The 10,143-nt window shown below is 64.5% G+C and carries 8 protein-coding genes and 2 pseudogenes; 3 read left to right on the top strand and 7 right to left on the bottom strand.

Annotated features, from left to right (window positions below):
• On the top strand, positions 1-331 hold a 331-nt coding region (locus EP26_RS33950; RefSeq protein ID WP_169747521.1), incomplete at its 5' end, for an ATP-dependent helicase.
• 77 nt (positions 332-408) lie between these two features.
• Here EP26_RS33950 and EP26_RS27710 read toward each other — a convergent pair.
• From EP26_RS27710 to EP26_RS27695, 4 genes and pseudogenes are all read right to left on the bottom strand, one after another.
• On the bottom strand, positions 409-1,146 hold the full coding sequence (locus EP26_RS27710) for a DUF72 domain-containing protein (RefSeq protein WP_043343903.1): 738 nt from the start codon (positions 1,144-1,146) through the stop codon (positions 409-411).
• A complete protein-coding gene (locus EP26_RS27705; protein ID WP_052389776.1) occupies positions 1,143-1,862 on the bottom strand; it encodes a DUF2161 family putative PD-(D/E)XK-type phosphodiesterase in 720 nt (239 codons plus the stop codon). Before EP26_RS27705 ends, EP26_RS27710 begins: the two co-directional genes overlap by 4 nt.
• Positions 1,863-1,867: 5 nt before the next feature.
• Positions 1,868-4,111, bottom strand: a complete 2,244-nt coding sequence (recD2, locus tag EP26_RS27700; protein ID WP_084113074.1) for an SF1B family DNA helicase RecD2 — start codon at positions 4,109-4,111, stop codon at positions 1,868-1,870.
• A gap of 211 nt (positions 4,112-4,322) precedes the next feature.
• Positions 4,323-4,703, bottom strand: a pseudogene (locus EP26_RS27695) (transposase); the annotation flags it as partial.
• Positions 4,704-5,235: 532 nt separating this feature from the next.
• Between EP26_RS27695 and EP26_RS27690 the strand changes: the two are divergent.
• Positions 5,236-6,252, top strand: coding sequence for a replication protein RepA (locus tag EP26_RS27690; protein ID WP_245624548.1), 1,017 nt, complete (start codon positions 5,236-5,238; stop codon positions 6,250-6,252).
• Positions 6,253-6,924: 672 nt separating this feature from the next.
• On the opposite strand, the gene EP26_RS35660 is transcribed toward EP26_RS27690, so the two are convergent.
• Both EP26_RS35660 and EP26_RS35655 read right to left on the bottom strand, forming a co-directional pair.
• Positions 6,925-7,719 carry a hypothetical protein gene (locus EP26_RS35660; RefSeq protein WP_157033865.1) on the bottom strand — a complete coding sequence of 265 codons (795 nt, stop codon included), beginning with the start codon at positions 7,717-7,719 and terminating at the stop codon, positions 6,925-6,927.
• On the bottom strand, positions 7,716-8,375 hold the full coding sequence (locus EP26_RS35655; RefSeq protein ID WP_157033864.1) for a ParA family protein: 660 nt from the start codon (positions 8,373-8,375) through the stop codon (positions 7,716-7,718). The genes EP26_RS35660 and EP26_RS35655 overlap by 4 nt, the downstream gene beginning before the upstream one ends.
• A gap of 402 nt (positions 8,376-8,777) precedes the next feature.
• Here EP26_RS35655 and EP26_RS37020 point away from each other — a divergent pair.
• A pseudogene (locus tag EP26_RS37020) lies at positions 8,778-9,037 on the top strand (transposase); the annotation flags it as partial.
• A gap of 54 nt (positions 9,038-9,091) precedes the next feature.
• Here the strand turns inward: EP26_RS37020 and EP26_RS27670 are convergent.
• Positions 9,092-10,057, bottom strand: coding sequence for an IS5 family transposase (locus tag EP26_RS27670; RefSeq protein WP_043340304.1), 966 nt, complete (start codon positions 10,055-10,057; stop codon positions 9,092-9,094).
• Positions 10,058-10,143 lie beyond the last annotated feature (86 nt).

Raw genomic sequence — 10,143 nt, 5'->3', positions numbered from 1 at the left:
CTGGCCAAATTGGCAGGCGGAGCAGCAAGGCGCGATCGCCGAGGAACGCCGGCTCTTCTATGTCGGCGTCACCCGTGCACGGCACTCACTGCAGCTGAGCTGGGTACGACGCCGCCGCGACTGGGCCGGCAAGCCATCACGCTTCCTGGCCGAGATCCCGAAGGCGTTGGCTGGGGCCGACACGGCGTCTTGGCAAGCCAAGGGTTCCGGGCTGGCCAGCCGCACCGCAGCCGGTCGGCCAGCTCGGCCGGTGAAGCCTCCGTCCCAAGCGGAGACGGACCGGCTTGTCGCTGAGTTCACGGCCCGCAAGGCGGCGAAGGCGCCACGGTGATGCCGCGGTGACGCCGTACTTGCCGGCGCCCGCGCTCGGTCCATCCTGCAGCCGGTCCTGGTCGCCGTGGTGATAGCCTACGCCGGGGGAGACGTTCCGGTTGCCACCACCAGCGCATCGTAGGTGGCTGCCCCCTCGGCCGTGTTGTCGAAAATGCACCACACCTCGCCGTCAAGGCTGGAGAGTCGGCTCTGCAGTTGGTGGAGATAGGCCTGCGGATAGGGCGAGTAGTACATGCGCGGCGAGCCGTGCAGCCGGAAGTAGGTCAGCGCCGGCCATCCGCCCGGCTCGGCGGCACGCGGGACCGGGGCCGGATCGGCGGCGACCCGCGCCACGCGGTGCTCAACCAGTACCGCATCGACCTCGTCGGTGAACCAGCTTGGGTGACGCGGCTCGCATGCCAGGTCGCCGGCGAAGCTGTTGCGCAGATGCTGGAGGAACTCGGCTGCGAGACCTTGCTGAAAGACCAGGCTGGGCGGGAGCTGGATCAGCAGAGGCCCAAGCTTGGGTCCGAGCCGGCGGACTTCATCCAGGAAGCGCGCGAGCGGCTCCGCGGTGTTGGCGAGCCTTCGGGTGTGGGTGACTTCTTTCGGCACCTTCACGGCAAAGCGGAAATGCGGTGGAACACTGGCGGCCCACCGTTCGTAGGTGCTGGGCCGATGCGGCCGGTAGAAGGACGAGTTGATTTCGACGGCCGCGAGGCGCTGACTATAGCGCTGAAGGTGGCTGCCTCCCTGAGGAAAGCGGTCAGCCTGCGCTGCCGGGATCGACCAGCCAGCCGTTCCAACCCGCAGCGTCGTCGGCACCACAGTCATTCCCGGAGCCAACCTGTTGCTGAGTATGTCGAGGTCTCCGGGTGCGTTTGGCGTTCTGCAGCCTGCTGTTGCAGAGTGGCCTGACTGCCTGCGATGGTAAGGCCATACACGCCGCGCCCGGCGCGCTCGAACCAGCCATACACGTTGCGCAGCAGGATCCGGCCGGCATCGGGCGCGATGGCCTTGATGTCGCGCGGCCGGCGAGGCCCGTCCTGCAGTGCCGCTGCACAGGCCAGCGCCTGCTGGCGGTAGGCGGTCATGATCGGGGTACGCGAGGCGCCGCCCGGGGTGGGGTCACCGCGGCGCTGGCGGTGCTCGCGGAGCAGCAAGCTGCGGCGCTTGCGGTTCGGGCGAGGCCGATAGGCCGTTGGCTCGGCCAGCACCTCGACCATGTGGCGGACGGGATCGACAGCAAGCAGCCCGAAGCCAAGCAAACGACAAAGCTTGTGGACGCGCCGGTCCCGGTCCCGCCCGCGTTGCGTTGACCTGACCGCCAGCCAGACCTCGTCCGCTGCGGCGAAGCGGCCGACGGCCTGCAGGACCAGCTCGAGAGTGAAGCCCATCTTCAGTTCGGTGATGACGAGCCAAGGCGACTCGCCTGGTCGCACCGCCACGATGTCGCAGCCACAAACCTCGCCTTTGACCTCGTAGCCCAGGCGCTCCAGATGAGCTTTCACCGCCGGGTATAATGAGGTCTCCGGGTGGCGCTGGGACATGATGATCACCCTGCCGCTCGGGCATCGGACGGCCGCTGCCCTTGGCGTTGATCCCGGCGGTCTGAGCCCCGTACGGCACCGCCGAGCCACTCGCCGAGCTTAGACCAGCGGCGGCGGGCGCTGCCGTTCCTGACCGCGATCGCCAACGCCCGGCGCTGCCCGATCAGCACCACGAGCCGCTTGCCGCGGGTGACGCCCGTATAGAGCAGGTTCCTGGCCAGCATGGCGTAGTGCTGGGTGCTGAGCGGGATCACCACGGCCGGGTATTCCGAGCCCTGAGCCTTGTGAATGGTGGTGGCATAGGCCAGCACCAGCTCATCCAGCTCACCGAAGCCGTACACCACCTCTCGTCCCTCGAAGCTCACCACCAGCTCGGCCTCCTCGGGATCGATAGCTGACACCATGCCGAGATCGCCGTTGTAGACGTCGCGCTCGTAGTCGTTGGCAACCTGCATCACCTTGTCGCCCACCCCGTAGCTCCAGCCGAAGCGTTCCACCCGGAGTTCACCCGGCGGGTTCAGCGCCTGCTGCAGGGCGATGTTGAGCGAGCGAGCGCCCAATCCGCCGCGATTCATTGGGCAGAGCACCTGGATATCCCGTACCGGATCGAGGCCAAAGCGGGCTGGGATGCGGCTGCCGACCACCGCGAGCAGCTTGCGCACCCCCTCCTCCGGGTCAGCCGCCTCGACGAAGAAGAAGTCCGACCCTTCGGCTGTCTTCAGCTCGGGCATCTTACCCGCGTTGATGCGGTGGGCGTTGACGATGACCTGGCTCTCGGCCGCCTGGCGAAACACCTCCGTTAGCCGGACCACCGGCAGCGCGCTGGAGCCGATGATGTCGGCCAGCACCTGCCCGGGGCCAACTGAGGGCAGCTGGTCCACATCACCCACCAGCAGCAGCGCTGCCCCATCCGGCAAGGCCCGCAGCAGGGCGCGCATGAGCGGCACGTCGACCATGGAGGTCTCGTCCACCACCAGCAACTCGCAGCCGAGCGGGGTTTCCTCACCCCGCTTGAAACCGCCGGTCTTAGGATCAGCCTCCAGCAGGCGGTGAATGGTCCTGGCCTCCAGCCCAGTGCTCTCGCTCAGGCGTTTGGCTGCCCGGCCGGTGGGCGCGCAGAGGCCGACCTCCACATCCTTGGCCCGGAGCACCTGCAAGATGGAGTTCACCAGCGTGGTCTTGCCCACCCCCGGACCGCCGGTGATCACCAGAACCTTGGAGCGCACCGCCAGCCGCAGCGCCTCGCGCTGGCTGCTGGCAAGCGCCAGCCCTGTACGGGCCTCGACCCAAGGGATGGCCTTGGCGGCATCAATCTCCGGCCAAGGCGGCCGACCACGGACCAGAGTCCGCAGCCGCTCGGCGATCACCTGCTCGGCCCGGTATAGCCCCGCCAGGAAGACGCAAGGCTGGCCGGCCAGAGTGTCAGCCACCACCTCCCCCGCCTCCAGTTCCAGTTCAAGAGCGGTCTGGACCAGGGCAGGCTCTACCTCGAGCAGCGAGCTGGCCAGATCACCCAGTTCCTCCACCGGCAGGCCGCAATGCCCCTCCCCCGTTGCCTCGGCCAGGGCGAAGGAGATGCCGGCCCGCACCCGGATCATAGCGGTTGGCTCGATGCCGAGCTTCTGGGCGACGAGGTCAGCCGTGCGGAAACCGATGCCGCGGATGTCCCGCGCGAGGCGGTAGGGGTTGTCAGTGATGACCTCGACGGCATTGGGACCATAGGTCTTGAAGATCCGCACCGCCCGGGAGGTGCCAACGCCATGGGCATGCAGGAACAGCATGATCTCGCGGATGGCCTTCTGATCTGCCCATCCAGCAACGATGCGGGCAGCGCGCTTGGGGCCGATGCCGGTGACCTCACGCAGGCGGTCGGGCTCGGCCTCGATCAAGTCGAACACTGCGGTCCCGAAGGCTTGGACCAGCTTCCGGGCATAGGTTGGTCCGATGCCGCGGATCATGCCGGAGCCGAGATACTTCTCGATGCCCTCGCTCGTGGTTGGCTGTGTCGCCTTCAGGAAGTTGGCCCTGAACTGCAGGCCATGGGTTCGGTCATTGAACCAGGTCCCGGACAGTTGCACCCACTCGCCGGCGGAGATGGTAGCTGCATGCCCGACCACGGTAACCAGGTCGCGCTGGCCTCGCACCTTGACTCGCAGCACGCAGAAGCCGTTTTCGGCATTGTGGTAGGTGACCCGCTCCACGACGCCGGCCAGCGCTTCCTGTGGAGTAGCCAGGACGTTCTCAGGCATCGCGGCAGGGTATCAGAACGTCCATTGCAGGAAGATTAGGACCTCAGAGGATTAACTGCGCTGGTCCTCCGCGGGAACTCGCTCGCGCTGTCCCGGTGAGCCCGGGCTCTTCACAAGTGAGGAATGGAGATGACGCTGTAGCCGCGCAAGTGAGATGGCCCCCATTCGTCGGACAGTTTGACGGCCTGGATAAGCTCGGTCCTGGTTGTCGTCAGGCCGCCAATTTCTTTGCCTTGTTCGCCCTATAGGCCTCATCCGGGGTTTGCCCAGCAAGTGCGCTTTGTGAACGTTCGGCATTATAGTAACCGAACCACTTCAACAGCCCGGCCCGCAGCTCCGAGCCGATCTCGAAGTCATGCAGGTAGACGCACTCGTACTTCAGGCTACGCCACATCCGCTCGATGAACACGTTGTCCATCCACCGGCCACGGCGGTCCATCAAGATGCGCAGCCCAGCCTGCTGCAATAAACTGGTGAACAGCGGCGAGGTGAAGTGGCTGCCCTGGTCGGTATTGAAGATCTCTGGCCGCTCGTAGCGCGCCATAGCCTTCAGCACATCGAGGTAGAACTCTACCTCCATGGCGTTCGACACTGTCATCACTCCATGGTGGCAGACCGCCTCCGAGCACACGCTTGCATCGTGAATGGGTCCACCCCGCCGCCTTGTAGCGGCCGTTCTCGGTTGCCCGCTCCCACTCGCGGCGGCCTTTACGGGCAAAGTGCTGCATATGCCGCCCGCAGCCGGTCAGGAAATCAAGTTCATCGGGCACTCCCACCTCGGGCGCCGTCGGCTTGAGCACGCCTTCAACATTGGGGAATGCCACAGGCGGTAGGCACATTCCTGGGCGCTAGCGGGACTAATGGGGGAATCACTCCGGTAATCGCTGACGCCGGCGGTGGTGGGGGGATCACTCCGGACCGCTTTCGAGTCGCAGTGGGGTGGGGGGATTACTCCGGAGCGGCTTATCCTCAGACGTGACATCCATCCATAGGGAATCACTCACGCGAAATGGGGGGAAAGCTCCGGGAATCGGGGTTATCCACGGGGGGATTACTCCATACTTCAACTAGTTAGAATCCTACTACCTCCTACTAGTCCCCGGAGTGATCCCCCCGTTGACGCCATGGACAGCCTCTCGCCATGGTCCAACAGCCTTGAGGAAGAAAGCATGGTGCAGGACGCGGACCACGGGGCTCGAAAGCTGGTGCTTGCCCATGGGCGTGACCAAGCCCGATCCATGATGGCGCCTGAACAACGCGGCTTGATCGACATTGCTGCAGAGGTGCTCGGGGACGAAGCCGGCAAGATCGGCATTACCTATACTGGCTTCTGCCTCACAGGCTTGCCACACAAGCGGCTGTCGGACGAGCAGGTCTGGGAGAAGCGTGGCCACCGTGTCGTATTAATGATAGAACCTGGCCGCCTTCGGCGCGGTATGGGCCAAGCGAAGCTTTACGGCGTCCCTTATGGCGCACGGGCGCGTATGATTCTGCTCTACTTGCAGACACAAGCCGTGCGGACCAACTCCTGCGAGGTCGAACTCGGCCGAAGCATGCGGGAATGGCTTGGAAGGATGGGTCTTACCTGGGGCGGTGAGACCGGGCGCGCCCTGCGTGAGCAGGCGGCCAGGATCGCAGCCTGCAGCCTCAAATTTTCGTGGGAAAACCAGATGGCGAGCGGATGGGAAGCGGGGCGCTTCGTTCGCTCCGGGTTGCGCTTCCAGCGGGCTGTCGAAGACGCTGGCGGCCCGCAGGGTGATCTTTGGGAAGACCGCGTTGTCCTAGACGAGGTCTTCTACCAAGCACTGCGCCAACATCCCGTTCCTTTGCGCGAAACGGCGCTCCGGGAGCTGTCCGGGCTCAGCGTCAGCCTCGACATCTACATTTGGCTCGCCTACCGGCTACACACCTTGAAAGCGCCAACACCGGTCCGTTGGGCGGCGCTCAAGGAGCAATTCGGCCTTGGTTATGCCGAGATGCACACCTTCCGCCGCGACTTCAAGCGGTGGCTTGCCCCAGCGGTTGCCGCCTATTCGGAGGCACGTGTTGAGGTCGCAGATGATGGGGTAATCCTCTACCCCTCCCGCCCGCCGGTTGGACCAAAGCTGGTCGCCCTCGGTGGCCTCGCTCTTCCGGAGTAATCCCCCCACCCTCTATCCAACGAAAGGGGTACAGACCATGCGCACATCTGTTTTTCCAGCACTGAAGTAACGATCTCGTCGGTGTCGCCGTCGGTGACCAACTGGAGCACACTTCGTCTCGGCGCCCCTTGGTGCCGTGCTTCTTCTCTAGTGGGGCATAGGGCCCTAACAGCCGCGGCCTAATGCTGTTCACCAGCAAGTGCACTTGCTCGCCTCCACAGTGCGGCCGCGCCATGTCCAACGCCTCGACCCAACGCCTCGACCCAACGGCTCAGGGTCAACTGCTGCGAAATCGAGGCCAAGCAACTGTAAGATGAAACCGCTCAGCCTCTCAGTTAGGCGCCACACCAAGCGGAACACGGCCCAAAGCGTCGGGGGAGCTGTGATCGCTAGAGGCGAGCACCTCAGCTAGCCGGCCAGATACGTACGCTTCGATGCGCCAGCCCTCAACCGCCGCGTTGGAGAACCACACGGCCAAACTACCGCGAACGCACGGGGCCGGCATCTCACGCCGCCCTGTTCGCTGCCTTGTTACGCTGCTCGAGGGCGTGGCGCCGGTGAGCGGCACCCGCCTTGAAGGGCACAGCGTGCTTCTCTCATGAAACGACGGCTTGCCTCTACGCCAGCTCACCTCAACCCGCCCGACCGCACAACTTCTGCAGCAAGGTGCCATTACACCTCAACGCCGCCTTCCGCGATCCGGAGCTGCTCGGTGACCTCAATAAGGTCGCGGTCGAGATCGGCTAGTCGGGCGGCAGCCTCGTCCCGTTGCCGACGGAGGTCTACCTGCCGTGCACGGAGAGCATCGAGGCTGACGCGGCCATTCGGTACGCCCGTGGCCTGCGCGGCCTCATCAGCTGCGGTGGCATCAACAATCCGCCCACCAAGCCTGCGGCCATCCCGAAGGTCGCGCTTTAGCGCCTCGACTTCGACCCGTTGCACGTCGTTGCGGATTAAATTCCGCTCCGTTGCTAGCTGCAGACCGCGTTCGTCGCGTAGCGCCTTGGCGAGGTCGTACGCCGTCGAGTAAGCGGCAGGAAGCTGTGGCTCGGGGATGCGGCCCTCCCGCACCGCGCGCGCGATCTCAACAAACTTCGAGACCATGCTGTCTGAAAACGGAAACAGTCGGCTCGCGCCTCGGCGCAGAGCACGATCTTCCTCTGGGCTCAGAGTTTCACGCAAGCTTAGGAGGGTGCGGCCAATCGCTAAGAAGGCCGTCGAAGCTTTGCCCCAGTTCTCAAAGATGACTGACCGGGCGCCAAGGATTTCACGGATGCGGTCGGGGTTTTGAGCGATAGGTAAGCCCGCGAACACCTCGTGGATGATTTCTCGACCCTCATCTTGCTGTCGCTTGATCTCCTGTGCTTGACCGAAGCGGCGGTCGCCAGCAAGGAGGTCACGCGCATCACCGACTGCTTCGAGGTCTTTTAGTGCGCCCTTGGCGGCACCTGCCCGAAGGCGGCTCACAGTTTCACAGCCCGGCGCACGTGTAGCCAAAGGTCATTCATTGCATCGGCTGCTTTGCTGTTTTCGTAGTCTACGGCCGAGAGGCCCGTCTTAAACGGCGTCATGATTTCTTCCAACTGCGGGATTTCCACCGGAGCGACTGCGCCATATCGGAGCAGCGTGGTGCGGGCGGCGGCGTAAGAGCGGGTGCGGCGGTTCGCACGATTCAGCACGAACTCGGCGTTGGCACCCGCATCTGTCAACGTTCTGAACCAAGGTGCGACACTCTCAAGGTCATCACCGGAGGGCGAAGTCGGCACCAAGACTAGTGAGGCTCTGCCACACAACTCGAGCATTGGAGTCATATCGTGTTCGACGCCGGGCGCAGTGTCTACGATGGCGAGTTGGTAACTCTTCACTTGGTCAAGGATTGAGCGCCAGTTGCCGACCTCTGCACTGAAAACCTCCGTTGGGACAATCTGCGGGAGCTTCTGCCGAGCAACCTCGCGTCGCTCGCTCCACCTGAGGAAGGTACCCTGGCGATCAAGATCAGCACCAACTACATTGATATCGGCTAGCCGGGCGGCAACCATCAGGTTCCGCGCAATCGTTGACCGGCCGCAACCCCCCTTTGAACCACCAAGTACAAGTACACGGCAGGTAGCCTTTGCAGCCATCACCCATCTCCCGGAAGAAGGCCGGATGATGCGGGACCGAACTTACGCGTGCAAGCTTCGCTTTGGTATTTTCCCGCGTGAAAAAGGTCCGGATCGGACTTTGAGATGCGGTTTATAGGCGTCGTGTTGTATGGGCCAGCGGCGTAGAGAGGCCGATTCCTACCGACAATTGGAATACGCGATGCGGACGTACTCTGGCCGTCCAAGCTCCAGCATATGGTTCAGCACCTTGGCAGCGATGCCCACCTCAGTTGCTTACCGTCGGTCTGTTTGGGAGCGTAGCCACCTTGGTGCATGGGCCCGACCGATCGAGCGCCTTGGAGGACGCCGCCATGCCATCCTAAACCAACGCCGATCGCCGGCACCACATCCCAAAGCAGCGCCAGAAGGTCACCTACTAGGCTGAGTAGGACGCCGGCTTGCGCGGGTGGCAGCCTCACCGTGTGGTTCACGACCGAGGCAGTTGAAGGGTGGCGCGCCGAGGCGCGCACTGGCCGGGTGGGCAGGTGAAGTACTCGGACCTGGCGATCGCAACTGCCCTGACGCTACGTGCCGTGTTCCGCCTTGCCCTGCGGCAGACCGAGGGCTTGATCGGCTCCATCATGCAGCTGCTTGGTCTTGACCTCGCCGTGCCGGACCACTCCACCCTGAGCCGTCGAGCCACTTTGTTGCACTGAACGACCGTAGGGTGCATCGAACCCAAGCCGCGTTTCGGGTCATGTAATGCGGACGTAGATCGGGCGTCCGAGATCTAGCATTCGGTTCAGCACGCCGGCAGCGATGGTTACCTCGGTCGCCTGACGTCCATCCGTTTGCGAACGTAGTCCATCACCGATGACGCGCTTCCAGCGCGAGACGTCGGCCTCCACCAGGGCACGAGTGTTGTACCCCGATGCGCGCTGCCATCCCAAGCGGCCGCGCTTGGCGATACATTGCAGATGGGCATCGCGTTGCGTTGGTGTGGTCTCGGCCACGTCGCTTGGCACCGCATTTGCGCGCGGCGGCACGATGACCGCCGCCTTGGGATGGCGCGCTGCAATTTCGGCATAGACGTCGTCTCTGTCGTACGCGCCGTCGCCGGTGAAGGACGCCACCAATCCGTCCACTTGGTCGAGCAGTGGACCGACCTGAGAGCCGTCATCGGCATCCCTGTCGGTCAGTGCCGAGGCGACGATCAGCCCAGTGTCGGCGTCAGTGGCGAGGTGCAGCACTCGCCAAGCCCGACGCCGCTTGCTGCCATGCTTCTCCTCTAGCCACTCGCCGGGTCCACAGAGGCGGAGACCAGTGCTGTCCACCAGCAGGTGGACCGGCGCGCTCCCCGCTTTCGGCCGCGGCACTTCGAGCACCTCGGCCCGACGGCTGAGGGTGCTATGGTCCGGCACCGGCAGGTCGAGGCCGAGCAACTGCAGGACGGACGCGATCAGCCCCTCGGTCTGGCGCAGTGCCAGACGGAACACCGCCCGCAGCGTCAGGGCTGTGGCGATGGCCAACGCGGAGTAGACGGGCTGCCCGCCCCGGCCGGTACGCGGCTCAGCCGTCCATGCCTCGACCGCCTCCGGCGTAAACCACACGGTAAGGCTGCCGCGGGCGCGCAGGCCGGCGTCGTACTCGGCCCAGTTGGTCACCCGGTGCCGCTGCTTCGGGATGTGATGGCGCCGAGCGGCATTGGCTTTGAACGGCACGAGGGGTCCCCTGCAGGGTGAAGAGGCCTCGCCCCGGCCGCATCCTACCCCAGGCCACCCAGGCGGGCGACTGCTGCAACAAGGTC

Source organism: Belnapia moabensis DSM 16746 (assembly GCF_000745835.1).
In the GTDB taxonomy this organism is placed as follows: domain Bacteria; phylum Pseudomonadota; class Alphaproteobacteria; order Acetobacterales; family Acetobacteraceae; genus Belnapia; species Belnapia moabensis.
This window is presented reverse-complemented; position numbering and strand designations above follow the sequence as displayed.